The sequence below is a fragment of the Janthinobacterium sp. TB1-E2 genome, from assembly GCF_036885605.1.
GTDB classification, from domain to species: Bacteria; Pseudomonadota; Gammaproteobacteria; order Burkholderiales; family Burkholderiaceae_D; genus Janthinobacterium; species Janthinobacterium aestuarii.
In genome coordinates this window covers 2,951,067-2,974,430 of sequence record NZ_CP142523.1, presented here as the reverse complement: position 1 = coordinate 2,974,430, position 23,364 = coordinate 2,951,067, and the positions used below count along the sequence as shown (strand labels likewise).

Annotated in this window: 2 protein-coding genes; both read right to left on the bottom strand. The window is 61.6% G+C overall.

Translation table 11 applies throughout. From position 1 onward, the window contains the following. Positions 1-271 precede the first annotated feature (271 nt). The gene (locus OPV09_RS13415; protein WP_338682087.1) at positions 272-1,093 is read right to left on the bottom strand and encodes an Imm49 family immunity protein; all 822 of its coding nucleotides are present in this window, start codon (positions 1,091-1,093) and stop codon (positions 272-274) included. Continuing rightward, the gene (locus OPV09_RS13410; protein WP_338682086.1) at positions 1,093-23,364 is read right to left on the bottom strand and encodes a filamentous hemagglutinin N-terminal domain-containing protein; all 22,272 of its coding nucleotides are present in this window, start codon (positions 23,362-23,364) and stop codon (positions 1,093-1,095) included. Before OPV09_RS13410 ends, OPV09_RS13415 begins: the two co-directional genes overlap by 1 nt.

Below are 23,364 nucleotides of genomic sequence, written 5' to 3'. Positions count from 1 at the left end.
CGTGTACGAATACCGGACCTGACCCCGGCCTCCGCTATAGCGACAGAGACGAGGCCATGGCACGCGCTTATCTGTCAACCGCTTTTACCATGTCCCACATCGCCGCCGCTTTTCACGTGTCGAGCAAGACAGTCAGTCGGGCCGTATTGGCATTTAATAAAGCGCAACTTGCTGTCGATCAAGACGGCAAAGGTTGAGACCGTGTACAAAAGTCGGACCTGACCCCGCCCCCCCAGGCGTACCGCATATAAGGCTAAAGTAGCTCAATGAATTACTCGAACCGTCTTTTTAGCCAACGGAGAATGTCTGCGACGGCACCTTGAGGAGGAGGAGCCCATCCAGGCGCAAGGAATTCATAGACATCGTCATAGTGCGCCAAGGGGCGCACCGGCATCAATGCCATCGGTACCAGAAGGCTATCGATTTGGACAGGAATGCCCCTGATCCAGCATAACTTAGTCTGCAGCACACCCAGATAGGAAAGGAAATCTTCCTCGGCCGCATCCGAGCTTTTGACGCGTGCGCTTCGCGTCTGTATGAAATGCTCCAAGCCAGCTTGGTCACGTTTAAGCAGCAGGGAGAAAAAATCCTGGCCTGCAGCACTATCGGCACGATCTGGCTTGCGGCCGTTCTTGGCCACCTTCTCAATTTTGGACAGTAAGGCACCGTCGTCACCGCGCAATGCAAGTTGGATCATGTGGACATGAAATGCAGTGAGGGTGGGGCCGTTGCGCTGTCGAATAAGCTCTTCGGTTTCCGCAACTGCGATTGCTGCGATCACTTTCTCGTTGTCGGAAAGCATACCATACAACAATTCCCCCCCAACACAGAAGCTCGCGCCACCATCCTGCCCAATGCTCGCCAGTGCCAACCGGCTAGCGAGATAACAGTTCTGCTTGAACTTATCGAGATTTCTTTCTACGAAGAAACTGTACATGGCGCTAGCACGCGCGTGCGCAGCCAAGCTTGTGAGAACGGCACCCAGCCGCACTTGCTTGCGCCGATACATATAGCTATCAACGGAGTCGGAAATTCGCCCTTCCCAAAATGACACAAGACTTTTCAACCTGTCTGCCGGACTACGTTCCGCCATCACTTTCTACCTCCATTTAATTTTATGACTACTGCCCCATCATCACCAACACCTGTAACCATTTTTACAAGTCGACCGTTATCCCTCGCCTTCGTCAACAACTCGGCGGTCTGCATCAAAGTCGCGTCACCTGATTTTGCAAGACGCTCAATCGCTCCAGATATCCATTCATCCGTCATCTGTGCGTCCAGTTTAGTTCCGCTATTCGCTCCAGTAAGTTTTATCGACCCATTTGCATTCAACGGTTTGACCTCGTTGATATACACCAGATCCCCCTTGACATATACCCCATCAAAGCAATTGGTGCCGCATTTCCCCTCAAACGACTTGAATCCATTTCGCATGAAATAGCTATTGGTAACATACTCGCGCAGGTCGCCTTGCAGCGTCGTGTTGGGCAGTTTGCCTATTTGCGCAAGGATGGCTTGTTCCGACGGGAGCAATCGTAACGCCATGCTTTCCTCGGTGATTTTACTGGCGCTCAGATTGCCGCTCGCCGACGAACTCACCTTCCCGGCCAAGGCCACATCCGCTCCCGCCCACCACCGCCCGATCGTGCCCGACAAGGTGTTGCCGAGCTTTATCCCCATCAACCATTCCTCGGCCCAGTATTGCTTCTGAGCGGAACCATTCAAAGCAGCAAAATAATCGAGCCGGTTCTGGTCGCGAATCTCCACGCCGGGCATCACAGAACCAGGCGGTTGCATACCTAAAACGTCGTTGAGATATGGGTCGCTCCGTTGCGACGGCGTGGCCCCGAAATAGCCCTGCGGCGCGCCGTCCCCTGTCATAACGACGCCCCGCACCGTGATGAGCGTTCCCATGTATGGTTCCAGCATGCTCTCCGCAGTTTGCAGTCGCGTCAAGTACGACTGTAATTCACCGCGTGCGCCCTCGCTGTTAGGATCACTGGAGGCCTGCACTAACTTCTGCAAATAGGCCATGTTTTTCGCGTACTCCTTGTCGTCAACCAATCCCTTGGCGGTACGCTCCATCGCATCGGCCATGGCGATTGCATACCGTGCCTCGCACGAGGGGTCACGACATTCCGCTTTGGCTTTTTCTTTCGCCAGCTTTTCAATCAAATGAATCTCTTCCGTATGCAACTGCCGGTTGTTGACATCCACAGCTGTCGCACTGCCACTCCCTTGCGTTACTGACGACAGTGCCCCCACCCCAGTCTGGCCGCTAGCACCTGCTGCGGCTAAACCACCGACTGCGCCACCAAGGCTTGCAAACATTTGTTGATAAGAATTGACCAATGATAGGCGCGCCACATCGTCTAACTTCAGACGATCAGCTTCCTTCTCGGCCAATTCTTTGCCTAGTTTTTGGCCAAGATTCCCACCCACAACTCCGGAAGCGCTACCAAGTGCGCCAGCCCCTCCGCCAGCCAATGCGCCAATCAGACCCTGCGTTCCAGCGTGTAAAGCAATACGATTTGCACCATTATCCCCCCATGATTCGTAGTTTTCTTTCGCTTGCGTGGCCAATTTCTCGAATCGAGCAACTTCTTCTTCGTTACCGCTTCTCTTCGCTTCTTCAGCCAAACTCTTATTTTTAATTATTTCCTGCTTGGCGGCTTCTTGCTTTTGTGCGCCGATGTCACCTACCCAGTTGGCAACCAACGGTGCTGCCGCCTTGACAAACTCCTTCGTCACGTCCATCGTCGCCTGCAACGCAGCCTTGTCAAAATTATTGCCAATTTTGCCGCTACTATCCACTCCAGTCGTCACATCGCGGTTCACACCGGCAATAGCTTCATCCACGCCCTTGCCCGTCGCCGCGCGCTGAGCCGCATCGTCGGTGATGACGATTGTGCCGCCGCTGATGCCGCTGCGGGTCGTGCTGGTGGAATTTTCGCTGAGGGAAACGATAGCTGGCAGGCCCACTGTCGTAGCATCTTTTTTGCCAGCGACATCCGTCAGGTTCTCATTTCGTGTTCCCGTGCCAGCAAACGACATTCCACCCGACACTCCCACACTGCTCCCCTTCGATATCGCATGATTGGCGATATCGCTGTGCGTCAGGGTCGCGGTGGTCAGGCTGCTATCCAGCTTGCCCGCCTCCGTGGCGCTGATGACGGCGCCCTTCAAATCCGTATTGCCAGCCACCTTGATCTGGAAGCCGCCATTGCCCGCCTTGATGCCGCTTTGCTCCTGCACGCTGGCATAGTCGTTGTGCATGCTGCTCTGGCTATAACTACCGCTGACGCTGGCGCCAAAGCCCACGGTACCGCTGGCGGACATGCTCTGGCTCTTGCTGTCGAACTTGGCCGTGTCCTGCAGGCTTTCCACGTTCAGGTTGCCCTTGATGTCGACAATGACCTGGTTGGCGCTGGCGATGGCGCCCTTGATATTGGTGTCGCCACCGCTTGTGATAACCAGCTTGTCGCCCGCATTCACATGCGTATTGAGCTGCGTTGTGCCGTCGCCATCCTCATGGCCCTTGCTGCCGCTGACGCTGGCTGTGAAACCGAAGGACATACCCTTGCTGCTGACGCTGGCCGCCACACCAGCCGACGCGCTTATGCTCGAACTCTTGCTGTGCTGGCTTTCCGTATCCTGTTCCGCCAGCAAGTTGACATTGTTATCGGCATGCAGGCGGATATCGTTCTTCGCATTCAGGTCGCTGCCCAGGATATTGATGTTGCTATCCTTGCCGCCACCCATGGCCGTGATATTAATATTGTTGCCTGTCAATACGCTGCCGCTATGCGTGGTGCTCGCCGTCGTTTGCGTCTGTATGCTTTCAGAATGGCCTGCCGTCAAGCTGATGCTGATGCTTGGTCCACCTTCCTTCATCATGTCCTTGGCCGCGGCGTTCGCCGCCATGGCCGTGGTCGCCGCCGCCATCGCCGTGACGCGGCCATCCTTGGCCGTACTGGCCGCGGAACTCATGGTTTGCAGGGTCTGGATGGCGCTGATCACGCTGCCACCCAGAGCCAGGGTCAAGCCATCCTGCGTCGTCTTGACTTCGAACTTGCCCTTCTCATTGTCCTGCCCAGGCTTGATGGTAACGCTCTTGCCGACGATGTCGAGATCGGTGGCGGCAAGAATATCGCTGCCGCCAATTGTCACGTTATTGCCGGCGACCATCGTCAGCGCACCATTTGTGGCGCCAATCGAACTGCGCGCCTCGCCGCTTTGCAGGATAGCGTCGCGCTCCTGATCCACCGTCGTGGTCTTGGTGCCATAGCTGAAGCCGATGCCGCCGCTGCTCATGAAACCGCTTTTCTTGGTGCTGGAATGATGCAGTTCGTACACGCTATTGGTGGCCGCATCAATAGTGATGTTGTTACCCGCGAATAATTTCGTCGCATCGTCACTCAAGATGCTCGACCCCGTGACTTGCAGATCGCGCCCCGCCTGCACCGTCACGCTGCTGCCACCAAGCGAGGTGCCGATCGCCGTGGTCGTGTCGACCACGTCATGCTTGGTCGTTGTGGTCTTGTTCCAGGAGCCCTTCTTCGTCGATTTGCTGGCGACATCCGTCACTTCGTTCTGGAAGCCATTGATCAAACTGATATCGTTACCGGCCACCAATCCCAAGGTACCGCCCGCCTGCACGTCCGCCGCGCGCGCGGTCAGGTCATGGCCGGCCTGCAAATTGACATTGCCTGCGCCCATGATCTGGCTGCCCACTTCGCTAGTCTTGCTCTGCTTGCTGTAATTGTCGGCATTGCGTATGTCATTGTAGGTGGAGGCCACGCTCACGGTGTTGAGCGTCAGATTATTGCCGGCAATCACGCTGGTCTGGCCGTTCACGCCCGCATTGGCGATGACGCCGCCCGTCACTGTCACGTCCCGGCCAGCCTGGATGACCAAGGCGTTGCCTGCTTCCGTACCCGTTACATACAGGCCCGCCGTCGAGCCGATGGTGGTACTGGTCGAGTTGTTACCTGGCCGTTCCTGACTTGCATTGCTGACGGTGGTGCTTACCACGTTAATATCGCGGCCAGCACTGGCCAGCAACTGGGATTCCGCCACAATACTGGCGCCACGGTTATTGATGTCATTGCCAGCGATTAGTGCCACTTTATCGCCGTGGACTTCGCCTACCTGTTGCTCGATACGCTTGGCCGACAAGCCGCTACCGGAGGTAGCCACCACCGTATCGACACTCAGGTCGCGCCCTGCGGAAATTGACGTGACGCCACCCTTGGCGGCATTGCCGACAATACCGCCGGCAATACTGATATCCCGTCCTGCCGACAGCACCAGGCTGGCGCCAGCGGCGGCATCGCCGCTTACGTACAGGCCCGCCACGCGGCCCAGGTAGCGGCCGTCCTCAAGTGTATCCGTGGAGATATTAATGTCACGTCCAGCGCTCGCCTGCAATGCATTATTGGCCGAGATGGTACCGCCGATATTATTCAAGTCGCTGCGCGCCGCAATGCCGACATTGTCAGCACCAACACGGCCACCCATATTGCTGACATTCTCGGCATTCAGCAACACGACGTCACGCCCGGCAATGGTTCCGCTATTCACCAAGTCGCCCGACAAGCGGATATCGACTTCTTTCCCCGCCAGCAGGCTGCCTGCGCCGTCGAGATCATCTTCGCGCACGCGCACGTACACTTGCGGCACCAGTACCTTTTGCGTGGAGCCATCGGCCAGGGTCACGTCCTTTTCCACCAGCCAGACGATATCGCTGGTCAGCGCCGCCATCTGTGCCGGCGTCAGCGCCAGGCCGGGACGCAGGTCCCAGGTCTGGGCAAAGGCTGCACCGGCATCCATCAGCCCGCGATACTGCTGGTCATCACTGGAATAGTCGCCAGCAAAGCGCTGTCCCGTCAGTTCCGCGATCTGCTCGCGCACCATGCGTTGCTCGTAAAAACCATCGCCCAGGCGCTTTTGTGTCACTGTCGGATCGAGCTGGACCTTGCTGGTCAGGTAGTCCGACCCCGTCCAGTCCTTGTAATTGGCAAAACGGGGATCCGTTTCCACGAGGAAACGCGATGCAGGTCCGGGACTCGTCCTGAACAGGCTGGCATTCGGAATTTGCGTGGAAGGCGAGGTCGTACGTACAACCTGGGCGCGGCCGGAAGGATTCGCCAATGCAATCTGGCCGATGACCGTCATGCGTCCGGCGGAAGTGCCACTGGCCCCGGCAACATGCGATGCACCACCGCTGGAGCTCGAGACTGTGGCGCTATTCACTGCGGCCATGCCAGACTGTGTGGCCTTGCCCGGCCCCGTAGCACCTGCCGCAAGTTCCTGCTTGACGCCCGCCAGGCTGAGCGCTTGGCCAGCATTGCCGGCACGCTCGCTCCCCTGCAAGCCGTTGCCGCCACTCACTGAGGCAGGGCCACCTTGCGTATTTTTCGCCAGCAAGCCCGCATCTACCTTGCCGTCACCAGCCACTCCGCCGACGGCGGCAACGCTGCCATCTTGCACACTGCCGTGGCCTGCTGTCTGGCCCCCGCTGCCAAGGCGCCCGCTACCTCGCAAGCCGCCGGTCCCCCCTACCGCATCGGGTCCGCCTTGTGTCCCAACTGCCAGCAAGGCGGGATCGACCGTGCCAACCCCAGCGGCACCGCCAACGGTAGCAACAGAGCCGCCCTGTACGCCCCCGTGCCCAGCCGACTGGCCAGCGCTACCGAGACGTCCGCTACCTTGCAAGCCGCTGCCCCCGCCGACCGCGCCGGGACCACCCTGCGCGTCACGCGCCAGCAAGGCAGAATCGACCGTGCTGGCAGCGCCGCTTCCTGTGGCCGCACCGGCGGAACCGCCCTGCACCGCGCCATGGCCGGCTGTTTTCCCCGCGTTACCAATTCGGCCACTGCCATCTTGGGTACCTTGCGCTACCACCGCGTCCGCGCTCTTGCCATCGGCACCCACCGTGGCACGGCCAGTGTCGATACCCGACGTCGCCATCTGTACGCCCGCACCTGTGGCGCCAGCGGCGGCTGAACCGCTGAGCGCGCCGACATTGCCCACCTGACCGGCATTGCCCGTGCCGCTGGCACCGGTCAATGCCCCCGTGCCGCTAGCTGTCCCCGCGCCTGTCCCTCCAGCAGCATTTACACCTGCAACGCTGCCAGGCGTACCATTCACTGCCGTGTGCGTCACATTTGCACTGGTGGCGCCGGCGCCGCTGGTGCCGCCAGTGACGCCGCTTACACCTGCCGACGACGGCGGTGCGTTTGGCGTTTTTTGATAAATCTGATTGACCGGATCCACCGAGCTATGTTCGACCGGCGTCAGGTTCTGCTCTCCCATCGGTTTCTGAACATAGCCGCCCCAGGCGCTCGAAGGCACATACAAGACATTCTCGGATGTTCCCGTCTCCTTAGAATAGGTATGCAGATCAACTGACGGATTGACAAGCTTGGTTCCTTCCATGAGGAGCCTCCCACCCGCAATGACATGGCTTTGCTCATTGCGCGCATCGCTGGAGCGAATCGTCACATTGCCACCCGCCAGTAGTTTCGCCGGATCGGTATCCACCACGGTTTCTGTACGCGAGGTACGTGTCAGCCGGTAGATGACGTACTCTTTTTGTACTATCCCATTTCCATCAACAACATTACCGCCTTCGCTACGAAAGCGCTTGTCCTTTTCGCCAGGGAGCAGGCTCCCGTACTCTATGACACTTTCAGTCCCGCTATCGAGCGTCTCGATCCTGAAATGCGTATTTAAATTTCGGAACTGACTCGCCCCCATCTCCAGATTCCCCAGCGCCTCAATCGTCGCGCTGGCATTCGTCACCGATCCCGCCCAGCCTGTGGCGATGCGATTGCCGTCCAGGTAACCTCCAATCGCCATGTCGCCGCCGCTGAAGATCAGGCCGTGTTCGCGGTTGTTCAGCGTCGTCACGCCGATGTCAAGGCGGCTGCGCGCCGCGATGGTGGCTGCAATCCCGCCCTCCACGTCATTGTTGACGGTGCCGCCGGCTATGCTCAGATGATCACCGTAGATGCGCCCCGTGCCCATGTTGTTCAGCGTGCCGACGTTCAGTTGTGTGCTGATGCCATCGATCACGCCGTGGTTGTTCAGCAGGCCACCGACATTGACGCGCGTCGTGCCCGCGTTGATGTCGCCCGTCGCCGTGTTATCGAAATTGGCGGCGCCAAGGGTCAGCATGCTGAGCGCCTGTATCTTGCCCGCGTTCACCAGTTGCCCGCCGATGGTGATATCCGCATTGCCGTTGGCCATGACTTCGGCGCCCGCGTTCAGCGTAAAGTTGCCGGCCAGGTCCAGCGCCATGTCTTTCTGCGACAGTACCTTGCCGTCGCCGCTCAGGCTGCCCGCCCGGATGTCGGTACGCTGGCCGCCGATGATGGTGCCGCCCGTATTGGTCACGGCCAGTCCACGGCCGGGGCCTGTGTCCTGCAACGCCAGCACGCCGCCAGCGCTGAACATGCCCAAGGTATTGTTGATGCTGCCAGCGCTGTTGATCGCCAGGTTGCCATCGGCGCGCACCGCGCCCTGCACATTGCTGACGTTGGCACTGTTCAGGGTCACATGGATGCCTTCGATGCCCTGGTTCGCGCCCAGGGTGCTGGCATTGTCGATCGCACCAGCCGTCAGCGTGACGGCCGCGCCGGAACGGATCAAGCCTTGCTGGTTGTTGACGCTGCCGCCACCGGCGTTCAGGCCGATCTTGCCCAGCACCTGGATTTGTCCGCCCTGGTTATGCAAGCCGCTCAAGGTCAAATCCAGCGCCGACTTGCCGACGATCTGGCCGCCACGGTTATCCAGCGGGCCCACGCTGCCCGTGATGTTGCCAGCGGCGCCCAGGTAGCCGCCCGCATTGTTCCAGCTGCCCGTTTGCAGGGTCAATCCTGCGCCGCTGCTGATGCCGCCGGCACTGCCGGGATGGCGCACCGCATACGCGCCCGCATTGGTGTTGAGCAAGGCATTGCCGTGCGTATCGATGGTCATGGCGCCGCCCGACTGCAGCAGGCCGCCATCGTTGTCCAGGATGCCCGTCTGCAAGTTGACGGTTCCCGTGCCCGCCAGGGTGCCTTGGTTGTTGTTGAACAGTTGACCATGCGTGTCGAGCGTGACGTTCGCGCCGGCAATGGTGCCCTGCGCGTTCCACAGGCCGCCATTGCTCAGGATGATGTCGCCACCCGCTTGCATGGTGCCGCCATTATTGACGGTGGCGCCCGTGGAGGTAACCTGCAACTGGCCTTGCACCGAGGCCAGCTTGCCGCCCGCGCTGTTGTCGACGCTGGCCGCGTTCACGGTCATATTGCCCGTGGCGGCCAGCAAGCCGCCCGCATTGTTCAAGGCCTGCGCCACATTTGCCGTCAGCTGCCCACCCGCCGTGGCGCTGCCGCCCTGGTTCAGCAGGCTGCCAGCACCCAGCACGACATTGCCGCCGCCAGCGATGGCGCCGCCATGACTATTGTCCAGCACGTTGTTCGCCGTCACCGTCAGATTGGCCGTGCCGGCCGCCTGCAGCTTGCCGCCCTGGTTGTTCAGGCTCGGGGCAACGATATTGGTGTTGCCATTGCTGGCGATCGTGCCACCACGATTGTCCAGGCTGGTCGTCAATTGAATGCTGGTATCACCTTTACCCAGCTGCGTCAGGTTGCCACCCGCATTGTCCAGGGTACTACCCGTCACGCTCACTTGCTGCGCGATGGTGCTGGCGTTGCGGTGGTCGATGGTGCCGGCTGTGACGACCAGGGCGCCATTGCCCGTGATCTGTCCGCGCAGGTCGTTCAACTGCGTGGCCTGTAAGTTCAAGGTACCGCTGCCCGCGTGCTCGATCTTGCCATCCGTATTCGTCAGGATGCCTGCTTTCAGGCCCAGGTTGGCGCTGTTGACGGCGATGCGTCCACCCGTGTTGTCCAGCACGCCCGCTGGCGATGTCAGCTCGATGACCGTATTGCCGGTACCCGTCTGCACGATGCTGCCTTGCTGGTTGTTCAGGTTGCCCACGCCAACGGCCAGCTGGCCAGCGCTGATATCGCCGCGCTGGTTGTTCCAGGCCTGGCTATTCGCACCGGCCGTGATCGTCAAGGCGCCCGGCGTGGTGACCACGGCACCGCTGGTGCTGACGTCGCCTGTTGTCGCCGTTAGATTGATATTGCCGGCACTGCTGCGGCTGCCGCCAAGGTCGACGCTGCCGCCGCTCAGGACGGCATTGCCTGCCGCCAGCACCTGGCCATGGGCACCCAGCGCCTGTTGCGTCGTGACCTGCAAGTTGCCGCTCGTCTGCAAGCTGCCGTCGGCTTTCACGCCCGCGCCAATCAGGCTGGACGCGCCGCTGTTGACGGTATTGGCGCTGATGGTGTTGTTGCCCTGGGCCAGGATCACGCCCGTGTTCTCCAGCGCGCCGCTCACCTTCAGCACTTGCTCACCGGCGGCAAACAGGCTGCCACTGCTGCGCACGCTGCCCGCCGTCGTCGTCAGATTGCCGCTGGCAACGATGCTGCCCTGCGCATTGAGCAGCTCGTCCATCGTCAATTGCGCATTGCCGCCCGCCGCCTGCAGCTGTCCCAGGGTATTGTCCACCTTGCCGCCAGCCAGCGTCAGGTCGCGCCCGGCAATGATCACGCCGCTGGTGTTGTCCAGCTTGCCCGTCGCCGCCACATTAACATCTTGCGCGGAAGCAATACGGCCATGATCGTTGAGCAACTCGCCCGTTTCCACGCGCACATTGCCATTTGCCTCGATCTTGCCACCGCTATTGTCCAGGCGCGTGCTGGCCAGCACTGTTGCCGCGTTCGTGCCCAGCTGCGTGATCTGCCCTTGGCGATTATCGAGGATGCCGGCGGAGACGTTCACCTGCTGCGCCAGCAGGCTCGCGTTGCGGTGATCGATGTAATTGGCCGCCACGCCCAATGCACCATTGCCCGTCAGCTGGCCCCGCTGGCCATACAGATTCGTGGCGCGGACGTCCAGCACACCCTTGCCTGCATGCTCGATCTTGCCGTCGATATTCGTCAAGTCGCCTGCCTGCAGGCGCAGATTGGTACTGTTGACGGCGATGCGCCCGCCGGTGTTATCCAGCTTGCCCGTCTCGATGACCGTGTCGCCAGCGCCCGTCTGGATCAAGGTCCCCTTGGTGTTGTCCAGGTTGGCCACCCGCAAGGCCAGCTGCCCGGCGCTCAGGCTGCCGCCCTGGTTGACCAGTGCCTGGCCATTGGCGGCATTCGCCGTGATGCTCAATAGGCCATTGGTAGACACGACCGCCTTGCTGGTCGTCACATTGCCCGTCAAGGCCGTCAAGCCGATATTCGCTGCGCTGGTCTGGCTGCCGCCCGCATCGACCGACGCGCCCGTCAGCTGCAACTGGCCCGCCGCCATGTTCTGGCCACCGGCTTGCAAGACGCCACGGGCCGTCACCGCCAGGTCACCAGCCGAGGCAAAGCTGCCATCGGCGCGCATGCCTGCCGCCAGCAAACCGTTACCGCTCAGGCTACCCGCCGTGATCGCCGTATTGCCCAGGGCGGCGAGCGAGCCCGTATTGCTCAGCAAGCCACCGATGTCCAAGGTCTGGTTGCGTCCTGCGTACAGCACGCCTGCGTTGAGCACGTCACCGCTGACCTTGGTCGTGATATCGGTGCCCGCGCTGAGCGTACCTTGCGCATTGCGCAGACTGGCCGCATCCAGGCTGAGAACGCCAGTACCCGCCTGCAGCAAGCCGCGCGTATTGTTGATGGCGCCGCCCAGGTGCAGATCGGTTGCCGCCGCGATCACGCCGTCGGTATTGACGAGTGCGCCAGTGCTGACGATGTCGGCGGAAGTGGCCGAGGTGATCTTGCCTTTGCTGTTGTCCAGGCTGCCGGTCTGTACCGACAACACGCCATTGCCGGCGATTTCTCCATTCGTATTGTCCAGCAGACCCGTGACGGCGACCGTCATGCCTCCCGCGCCCGTCTGCAGCAGATGGCCGCCCCGGTTGCTCAGGCTGTCCGCCTGCACGCTCAGGGAGCGTCCCGTGGTGGTGGCGTTGGCGTGGTCGAACAGACCGGCCTTCAGATCGACGGCGCCATTGCCGATGATGCTGCCGCTGGCGCCCTGCAAGGTGGCTGCCGTGATGGCCAGGGTGCCGCTGCCGGCATGCTCGATCTTGCCGCCTGCATTCGTCAGGGTGGACGCGTCCAGAGTCAAATTATTACTATTGACGGCGATACGCCCGGCGCTGTTGTCCAGCTTGCCCGTTTGGATGACAGTGTCGCCCGTGCCCGTTTGGATCACGGTGCCTTTGGTGTTGTCCAGGTTACCTACGTGCAGCTCAAGATGGCCAGCACTAAGTTGTCCTTCCGTATTGCGCAAGGTGTCTTGCGCATGGATCGTCAAGGCGCCAGGCGTGCTCACTACGGCTTTATTGGTACTCACATCGCCCTGTGTTGCCGTCAGACCGATGGTGGCGGCGCCGGTCTGGCTACCGCTGATATCAACGCTGGCGCCAGTCAAATTGGCGCCGCCTGCCGCCAGAGTCTGGCCATGCGCGACCAACGTTTGTGTTGTGCTGATCGTCAGGTCCCCAGTCGTACCCAGCTTGCCATCGGCCTGGATGCCGGCGCCGATCAAGCTGCTCGCGCTGCTGTCGATGGACTTCGCCGTGATGTTGCTGTTGCCTTGTGCCGCGATCACGCCCGTGTTCACGATGGCGCCGCTGGCGTTCAGGGTCTGATTGCCAGCCGCATACAGACTGCCGGTATTGCTCAAGGTATCGAGCGTGGTGTTCAGATTCGCACCGGCAAACACGCTGCCTGCCGCATTGTTCAGGTGCGCCACATTCAAGGTGGCGTTGCCCGCCACAGCTTGCAGCTGGCCCTTGGTATTGTCGATATCGCCACCGGAAAGGTTCAGGTGACGGCCCGCCGCCACCGTCCCTTCCGTGTTGTCCAGGCTACCGACGTTCAACTCGGCATCCTGCGCCGCCACAATGCGGCCCGTGTTGTTCAGCAAGGTTGCGGCTTTGACCAGTGCATCGCCATTGCCTTCGATCTTGCCGCCCGTGTTGTCGAGCTGGCCAGTGATGCTCACCGTCATCAGTCCGCTACCCGTCTGGGCCAGGCTACCGGCACGGTTGTCAAGGCTGCCGGCGTTGATGGTCAGCTGATTCGCCACCGTCATCGCATTGCGATGATCGAGAGTGGTTGCCGTGATATCGACCTTGCCATTGCCCGTGATCTTGCCGGACTGGTTGTTGAACTGGCCCGCGTTGATGGCCAGCACACCGGCACCAGCATGTTCCAGCTTGCCATTGATGTTCGTCAAGACCGTCGCGTTCAGGGCAAGATTATTGCTGTTGGCGGCGATGCGGCCTGCCGTGTTATCCAGCTTGCCCGTGGTGATAACGGTGTCGCCCGTGCCCGTCTGCACGATCTCGCCGCTGGCGTTGTTCAGCTTGGCTACGTTCAGCTGCAGCTGTCCTGCCACCAGCTGACCCTGGGTATTCACCAGTGACTGGCCGTTGTTTGCATTGGCCGTGATGGCCAGCACATTGCTCGCCGAGATGACGGCTTTATTCGTCAGCACATCGCCGCTGCGTGCGGTAATAGCGATGTTGCTTGCCCCCGTCTGGCTGCCTGACAGGTCCACACTGGCACCCGTCAACGTGGCTGTGCCCGCCGCCAGATTCTGGCCACTGGCCTGCAATACGCCATCGGCATTGATGGTCAGATCGCCCGCCGTGCCCAGGCTGCCGTCCGCTTTCACGCCGGCGCCCAGCAGACCGCTGCTGGTGATCTTGCCAGCGGATATATTGGTGTTGTTGACGGACGCGATAGAACCTGTGTTGTTGAGCAAGCCGCCCACCGTCAGTTGCTGGTTGCGGCCCGCATACAACAGGCCAGCATTGTTCAACGTATCATTGATGCGCGCCGTCAGGTCCGTGCCGGCGCTGAGCGTGCCCTGCTGGTTCAGCAAGCTGGCCGTATCCAGACGCAAGGTGTCCGCCTGCAATATGCCGCGCGTGTTGTCGACATGCACGCCACCGACATGCAAGTCGGCAGTCGCGGCAATCACGCCGTCCGTATTATTCAGCACGCCTTTGCTGACAATATCCGCCGAGGCTGCGGACGTGATGCGGCCCTTGCGGTTATCCAGCACACCTGCTTGCAGATTCAAGATGCCCGTGCCCGCATGCTCAATCTTGCCGTCCTTGTTCGTGACGCTGACGGCATCGATGTTCAAGTTTGCGCTGTTGACGGCGATGCGGCCGGCCGTATTGTCCAGACTGCCGGTCTGGATGACCGTATTACCCGTGCCCGTTTGCAACACGACGCCTTTGGCGTTGTCCAAGTTTGCCACGTGCAGGTCGAGCTGGCCTGCCTGCAATGTCCCTTCCGTATTATGCAAGGTGGCTTTGGTCGCCACACTCAACGTACCCGAGGTCGTCACGACCGCCTTGTTCGTACTGACGTCACCTTGGGTGGCCGTCAGGCCGACGTTGGCACCGCTGGCCTGGCTGCCGGTGATATCGAGCGTGGCGCCGGTCAGATTGGCACTACCTGCGGCGAGAATCTGGCCATGCGCGGCGAGGTTCTGCGCAGTGCTGATCGTCAAGTCACCCGACGTGCCCAGCTTGCCATCGGCCTGGATACCGGCGCCGATCAAGCTGCTCGCGCTGCTGTCGATAGACTTTGCCGTAAGGTTGTTGTTACCCTGTGCCGCAATGACGCCCGTGTTCGTGATGGCACCTGTTGCGGTCAAGGATTGATTCCCTGCCGCATACAGGCTGCCCGTGTTATTCACGGTGTCGAGCGTGGTGTTCAGGTTGGCGCCAGAAAACACGCTGCCTGCCGCATTGTTCAGGCTCGCTACGTTCAAGGTGGCGTTGCCCGCCACGGCCTGCAGCTGGCCCTTGGTATTGTCGATATCGCCACCGGAAAGGTTCAGGTGACGGCCCGCCGCTACCGTACCTTCCGTGTTGTCCAAGGTACCGACGTTCAACTCGGCATCCTGCGCCGCCACGATGCGTCCCGTGTTGTTCAGCAAGGAGTTAGCTTTTATCAGCGCATCGCCGTTGCCTTCGATCTTGCCGCCCGTGTTGTCGAGCTGGCCCGTAGTGCTCACCGTCATGAGGCCCGTACCCGTCTGGGCCAGGCTGCCGCTGCGGTTGTCCAGGCTGCCTGCGTTGATAGTTAGCTGATTCGCCACCGTCGTTGCATTGCGATGATCCAGAGTGGCAGCCATCATATCCAGCTTGCCATTGCCCGTGATCTTGCCGAACTGGTTGTTGAATTGACCCGCGTTGATGGCCAGCACATCGGCACCAGCATGTTCCAGCTTGCCATTGATGTTCGTTAACACCGTGGCGTTCAGGGCAAGATTATTGCTGTTGACGGCGATGCGGCCGGCCGTGTTGTCCAACTCACCTGTAGTGATGACGGTATCGCCCGTGCCCGTCTGCACGATCTCGCCGCTGGCGTTGTTCAGGTTGGCGGCGTTCAGCTGCAGCTGTCCTGCCACCAGCTGGCCCTGGCTGTTCACCAACGACTGGGCGTTAGTCGCATTGGCCGTAATGGCCAGCACATTGCTGGCGGAAATCACGGCCTTGTTCGTCACGACATCATCAGTATTTGCCGTGATGGCGATGTTTGCCGCGCCCGTCTGGCTGCCAGACAGGTCCATACTGGCACCCGTCAACGTGGCCGTACTTGCTGCCAGATTCTGGCCACTGGCCTGCAGCACACCATCGGCGTTGATGGTGAGATCGCCCGCCGTCCCCAGGCTGCCGTCCGCTTTCACGCCGGCGCCCAGCAAGCCGCTGCTGGTCACTTTGCCAGCGGTAATATGGGTGTTGCCAACGGAGGCAATGGAACCTGTGTTGTTCAGCAAGCCGCCCACCGTCAGTTGCTGGTTGCGCCCCGCGTACAGCAGGCCAGCGTTGTTCAGATCGCCGCTCACTTTCGCCGTCAGGTCCGTGCCGGCGCTGACCGTGCCCTGCTGGTTCAGCAATTTAGCGGCATCCAGACGTAAATTGTCCGCCTGCAACACGCCGCGCGTGTTGTCGATATTCACACCACCGACATGCAAGTCGGCAGTCGCGGCAATCACGCCGTCCGTATTATTCAGCACGCCTTTGCTGGCAATATCCGCCGAGGCAGCGGACGTGATGCGGCCCTTGCTGTTATCCAGCACGCCTGCTTGCAGATTCAAGATGCCTGTGCCCGCATGCTCGATCTTGCCATCCTGGTTCGTGACCGTGACGGCATCGATGTTCAGGTCCTTGCTGTTGACGGCGATGCGGCCGGCGGTGTTGTCCAGATTGCCGGTAACGATAGTCGTGTCGCCCGTACCCGTTTGCAACACGACGCCTTTGGCGTTGTCGAGGTTTGCCACGTGCAGGTCGAGTTGACCTGCCTGCAAGGTGCCTTCCGTGTTGTGCAAGGTGGCGTTGCTAGTGATGTTCAATGTGCCGGGCGTCGTGACTGCCGCCTTGCTAGCGTTGACATCGCCCTGTGTCGCCGTCAGCCCGATGTTGGCGGCGCCAGTCTGGCTGCCGCTGATATCGAGCGTAGCGCCGGTCAGATTGGCATTGCCTGCCGCCAGGACCTGGCCATGTGCATTCAGCGCTTGCGCGGTGCTGATCGTCAGATCGCCAGCGGTGCCCAGCTTGCCATCGGCCTGGATGCCGGCGCCGATCAAGCTGCTCGCGCTGCTGTCGATGGACTTCGCCGTGATGTTGCTGTTGCCTTGTGCCGCGATCACGCCCGTGTTCACGATGGCGCCGCTGGCGTTCAGGGTCTGATTGCCAGCCGCATACAGACTGCCGGTATTGCTCAAGGTATCGAGCGTGGTGTTCAGATTCGCACCGGCAAACACGCTGCCTGCCGCATTGTTCAGGTGCGCCACATTCAAGGTGGCGTTGCCCGCCACAGCTTGCAGCTGGCCCTTGGTATTGTCGATATCGCCACCGGAAAGGTTCAGGTGACGGCCCGCCGCCACCGTCCCTTCCGTGTTGTCCAAGCTACCGACGTTCAACTCGGCATCCTGCGCCGCCACAATGCGGCCCGTGTTGTTCAGCAAGGTTGCGGCTTTGACCAGTGCATCGCCATTGCCTTCGATCTTGCCGCCCGTGTTGTCGAGCTGGCCAGTGATGCTCACCGTCATCAGTCCGCTACCCGTCTGGGCCAGGCTACCGGCACGGTTATCCAGGCTGCCGGCGTTGATGGCCAGCTGATTGGCCACCGTCGTCGCATTGCGATGATCCAGCGTCACAGCAGTGATGTCGAGCTTGCCATTGCCCGTGATCTTGCCGTACTGGTTGTTGAACTGGCCCGCGTTGATGGTCAGCAGGCCGCTGCCTGCGTGCTCCAGCTTGCCATTGATGTTCGTCAAGACCGTCGCGTTCAGGGCCAGATTCGCGCTGTTGGCGGCGATGCGGCCGGCCGTGTTGTCCAGCTTGCCGGTGGTGATGACGGTATCCCCGGCACCCGTCTGCACGATCTCGCCGCTGGCGTTGTTCAGCTTGGCTACGTTCAACTGCAACTGGCCGGCCACCAGTTGCCCCTGGGTATTCACCAACGACTGGGCGTTAGTCGCATTGGCGGTGATGGCCAGCACATTGCTCGCCGAGATGACGGCTTTATTCGTCAGCACATCGCCGCTGCGTGCGGTAATAGCGATGTTGCTTGCCCCCGTCTGGCTGCCTGACAGGTCCACACTGGCACCCGTCAACGTGGCTGTGCCCGCCGCCAGGTTCTGGCCACTGGCCTGCAACACACCATCGGCATTGATGGTCAGATCGCCCGCCGTGCCCAAGTTGCCGTCCGCTTTCACGCCAGCGCCCAGCAAGCCGCTGCTGGTCACTTTGCCAGCGGTAATCGTCGTGTTATTGACGGAAGCGATGGAACCTGTGTTGTTGAGCAAGCCGCCCACCGTCAGCTGCTGGTTGCGGCCCGCATACAGCAGGCCAGCATTGTTCAACGTATCACTGATGCGCGCCGTCAGGTCCGTGCCGGCGCTGAGCGTGCCCTGCTGGTTCAGCAAAGTTGCCGCATCAATGCGCAACATGTCCGCCTGCAACACGCCACGCGTGTTGTCCAGCGCAGTACTACCCACCTGCAGGCCAGTAGTCGCGGCGATCACGCCATCGGTATTATTCAGCCCATCTTTGCTGACGACAGAAGCAGCTGCCGCCGAGGTGATACGGCCCTTGCTGTTGTCCACCACGCCAGCCTGCACCGACAAAATGCCCGTACCCGCATGTTCGATCTTGCCATCGCGATTCGTCAGCGTGGCCGCATCGATGTTCAAGTCTTTGCTGTTGACGGCGATGCGCCCAGCCGTATTGTCCAGATTGCCGGTGACAATGTTCGTGTCACCCGTGCCCGTCTGCAAGATGGTACCTTTTGCGTTGTCCAGATTGGCCACATGCAAGTCGAGCTGGCCTGCCTGCAAGGTACCGTCCGTGTTGTGCAACGCGGCGCTGCTCGTCACATTCAATGTGCCTGGCGTCGTCACCACCGCCTTGTTTGTGCCGACGTCACCCTGGGTTGCCGTCAAGCCGATGTTGGCCGCGCTGGTCTGGCTACCGCCGATATCGATGCTGGCACCTGTCAGATTGGCGCTGCCCGCCGCCAGGTTTTGGCCATACGCGGCCAACGTTTGTGTTGTGCTGATCGTCAGGTCACCAATTGTGCCCAGCTTGCCATTAGCTTGCATGCCGGCACCGATCAGGCTGCTCGCGCTGCTGTCGAGCATCTTTGCCGTGATGCTGTTGTTGCCCTGTGCGGCGATCACGCCCGTGTTGACGATGGCGCCACTGGCGGTCAAGGTCTGGTTGCCGGCAGTATACAAGCTGCCCGTGTTGGTCAGGCTGGCCAGTGTCGCGTTCAGGTTTGCTCCGGCAAACACACTGCCCGCCGCATTGTTCAAGTCCGCCACATTCAAGGTGGCGTTACCCGCCACGGCCTGCAGCTGGCCCTTGGTATTGTCGATATCGCCACCGGAAAGGTTCAGGTGACGGCCCGCCGCCACCGTACCTTCCGTGTTGTCCAGGCTGCCCACGTTCAATACTGCATCCTGCGCCGCCACGATGCGGCCCGTGTTGTTCAGCAAGGAGTTAGCTTTGACCAGCGCATCGCCATTGCCTTCGATCTTGCCGCCCGTATTGTCCAGCTGGCCGGCAGCGCTCACCGTCATCAATCCGGCACCCGTCTGTGCCAGGCTGCCAGCGCGATTGTCCAGGCTGCCGGCGTTGATGGTCAGCTGATTCGCCACCGTCATCGCATTGCGGTGATCGAGAGTCGCAGCGGTAATGTCGAGCTTGCCATTGCCCGTGATCTTGCCGAACTGGTTGTTGAACTGGCCCGCGTTGATAGCCAGGATGCCGGCGCCCGCGTGGTCCAGCTTGCCATTGATGTTCGTTAACACCGTGGCGTTCAGGGCAAGATTATTGCTGTTGACGGCGATGCGGCCGGCCGTGTTGTCCAACTTACCTGTGGTGATGACGGTGTCGCCCGTGCCCGTCTGCACGATCTCGCCGCTGGCGTTGTTCAGGTTGGCTACGTTCAACTGCAGCTGGCCGGCCACCAGCTGGCCCTGGCCGTTCACCAACGACTGGGCGTTATTCACATTGGCCGTGATGGCCAGCACATTGCTGGCCGAGATGACGGCTTTATTCGTCAGCACATCGCCGCTGCGCGCGGTAATGGCGATGTTGCTTGCCCCCGTCTGGCTGCCCGACAGGTCCACATTGGCCCCCGTCAGCGTGGCTGTGCCCGCCGCCAGATTCTGGCCACTGGCCTGCAATACGCCATCGGCATTGATGGTCAGATCGCCCGCCGTGCCCAGGCTGCCGTCCGCTTTCACGCCGGCGCCCAGCAGACCGCTGCTGGTGATCTTGCCAGCGGATATATTGGTGTTGTTGACGGACGCGATGGAACCTGTGTTGTTGAGCAAGCCGCCCACCGTCAATTGCTGGTTGCGGCCCGCGTACAGCAGGCCCGCGTTGTTCAGATCGCCGCTCACTTTCGTCGTCAGGTCCATGCCGGCGCTGACCGTGCCCTGCTGGTTCAGCAAAGTTGCCGCATCCAGGCGTGCATTCTCCGCCTGCAATACGCCGCGCGTGTTGTCGACATGCACACCACCGACATGCAAGTCGGCAGTCGCTGCCATCACGCCATCGGTATTGTTCAGCGCCCCCTTGCTGGCAATATCCGCCGAGGCAGCGGATGTAATGCGGCCCTTGCTGTTGTCCAGCACGCCCGCCTGCACTTGCAGGTCGCCATTGCTGGCGATGTTGCCACGCGTATTGTCCAGGGTCTGCGCAGCGTCCACGCGCATCTGTCCCGGTCCCGTCTGCTGCAGGGTGCCGTCGCTATTGTCCAGCTGGCCGGCCTGCACTGTTACGTTCTGCCCGGAAGTGATGGCATGGCGGTGATCGATCGTTTCCGCCTGGATATCAACTAAACCATTGCCCGTCACCTTGCCGCGTTCGTCATCGAAGCGCGCCGCCTCAATACTCAGGCGGCCCGTGCCCGCATGTTCGATGCTGCCGTCGCGGTTAAGCACCTTGTCGGCATGCAGCGCCAGCTTGGCGCTGTTGACGGCGATGCGTCCGCCCGTGTTGTCCAGGGTGCTGCCTTGCAAGGTGGTGTCGCCATTGCCCGTCTGAATCAGGGTGCCGCTGCGGTTGTCGAGCGATCCCGTTTGGATATCCAACTGGCCCGCGCTCAAGGTGCCGCGCACGTTCGACAGGATCTGGCCGCTATCGGCCGCCGTCACGGACAGCAGACCGGTGGTCGTCACCAGTGCGGTATCGGTGACGACATTGCCTACGCTGGAATTCAACTCAATGGCCGCGCCCCCCGTCTGGCTGCCGCTCAGGTCGATGGCGGCAGCATGCATGCTGGTCTTGCCGGCGGCCAAGTTCTGGCCATGGGCCGCGATCGCTTGCGTGGCCGTCAGCTGCAACTGGCCGCCGCCGGCCAAGTTGCCGTCGGCGCGGACCCCGGCGCCCAGCAAGCTGCCGGCCACGCTGTCGATGCGGCTGGCATCGATGCTGTTGTCGCCCTGCGCAGCGATCACGCCGCTGTTGCTGACGGCGCCGTTCACCTGCAGCGTCTGGCTGCCGGCCGCATACAGGTTGCCGCTGTTCAGTACCTCGCCAGCCTTGGTGACAAGATTGCCACCAGCAAACACGCTGCCGGCCGTATTGTTCAGTTTTGCGACCGTCAAGGCCGCATCGCCCGCCAGCGCCTGTATCTGGCCGCGCGTATTGTCGATGTCGCCACTGTCGAGGCGCAGCTTGCCGCCCGCCGCCAGGATCGCCTCCGTATTGTCCAGCGCGCCTGTCGACAGTGCCAGGTCGCCGCTGGCCACGATGCGGCCCTTCTGGTTCTGCACGCCGGCCGCCTGTACCGTCATCGTGCCATTGCTTTCCAGTGCACCGCCGCGGTTGTCCAGCACGCCGCGCACCTGCACGCCGGTCGCCCCCTGGCCGCTCTGCGCCAGGCTGCCGCCCCGGTTGTCCAAGCTACCGGCGTTGATACTGAGCTGCCCCGCCACCGTACGCGCATCGCGGTGGTCAATCTGCTCTCCCGTCAGCGCCAATGCGCCGTTGCTGATGATGCTGCCGCGCTGCAAGTTGATTTGTCCCGCGCCGAGCTCCAGCGCACCCGTGCCCGCATGCTGGATCTGTCCGTCCTGGTTGCTCAGGCTGGCGGCCTGCAGGCGCAAGGCCTGGCTATTCGTGGCGATGACGCCGCGTGTGTTGTCCAGGCTACCCGGCAATTGAAGTGAAAGATCGCCCGTGCCCAGTTGCGTGATCTGGCCGCCCACGTTCGACAAGTCGTGCGCATTCAGCCCCAACTGCTGGCCCGTCAGCTGCGCTGCATCGCTGCGCACGGTGCGTGCCGCGTCCAGCTGCAGGCGTTCGCGGGCACTGACCTGGGCGCGGCTGGCGTCGAGGTCGCCGGCGCTGGCGCCCAGGCTGACGTTCGCGCCCGAAACCTGCGCCCCAGCAAGGTCCAGCTGGCGCGCCGCCAGGCTGCTGTCGCCGCCCGCCACGGCCGTGCCGTGCACGGCAATGGTGTCGCCAGCGGAAACGTTCAGCTTGCCGCTGACGGTCAATGTATTGTCCAGATTCAAGCCGGCCGCCAGCACCGAGCCAGCCGTGGCATCGATGCGCGATCCGGCGCCCGTGGCTTGCACGCCGACATTGTTCTGCGCGCCGATCACGCCGCTGTTCGCAATATTGCCCTGCGCCTGCACCTGGCTGTCGCCGCCCGCATACACGGTACCGCTGTTGGCCACGTCGCCCGTGACGGCGATGCTGGTCTGGCTGCCGCTGCCGGCGGACTGGATGTTGCCGCTGTTGCTCAGCCAGCCGTTCGATTGCAGCACCAGGTTGCCCGCCGTCGCCGCCAGCACGCCCGCGTTGCGTACGCCCAGGCCCGCTTCCGTGCCGATCAAGGTAATCTTGCCCGCATACATGCCGCCCAGCTGCGCCACGTCCAGCGCGTAGGCTGGTGCAGGACCTACGCCAGACGCTGCGCCCGCCACGCCATGCGCCGCATCGATCTGATTCGTTCCTGTCACCACTTTCAGTTCCTGCGCCCAGATACCGCCATTGATTTGCGCGGCGCGCGCCAGGATGGCCGTATAGTCGCTCAGCGACGTATCGAGGCCGCGACCATTGATCGTGACCACGCCGCGCTGCACCATGTAGCCGTCCAGGCTGCCATCGTTGAGCATCGGCGTACCCGTCGTCAGCACGACCCGGCTGGCATTGATAAAACCGCCGCCATCGATGGCCACGCCAGCCGGATTGGCGATGACGACTTCGGCGCGCTGGCCCGCCACTTCCACATAGCCGCGCAACTGGCTCGGATTTGCCGAGTTGACCTCGTTGAGGATGACGCGCGCGCTGCCGCCCGCCAGCCACGGGTTGCCCTGCACCCAGCCGCCCGTCTGCGTCTGCACATTGCCGCGGCTGTTGTTGAGGATGGCGCCATTCGCCGTCACGTCGAACTGGCTGTAGGTATTGCGCGAGACACCCGCCGCGCTCGGCGTCTGGATATTCACCTGGGTCACGCCATTGGCGCTTTGCACCACCGTCGGACGCTGGCGGCCCGGCGCGTTCGGGTCGGCCACGATCTGCCCCATGGCCGGACCGGCGACAAAGGCCACCATGCCCAGCGCGCCAAATATCGCCAAGGCCAGCGGCCGCAAGCGGCCATTCACACTTAAACTTAGCCCGCCACCGCCATCACCCTCAAATACGCCGCTATCCAGGCCGCCTTCGCCCTTGGCCGCCTTGCCTTGCGACGAGGCATTTTCGGCGACGACCATCAGTTGGCCACGGCGTTTATTGAAGATGATGCGGTACAGGTTCTTGTTCAT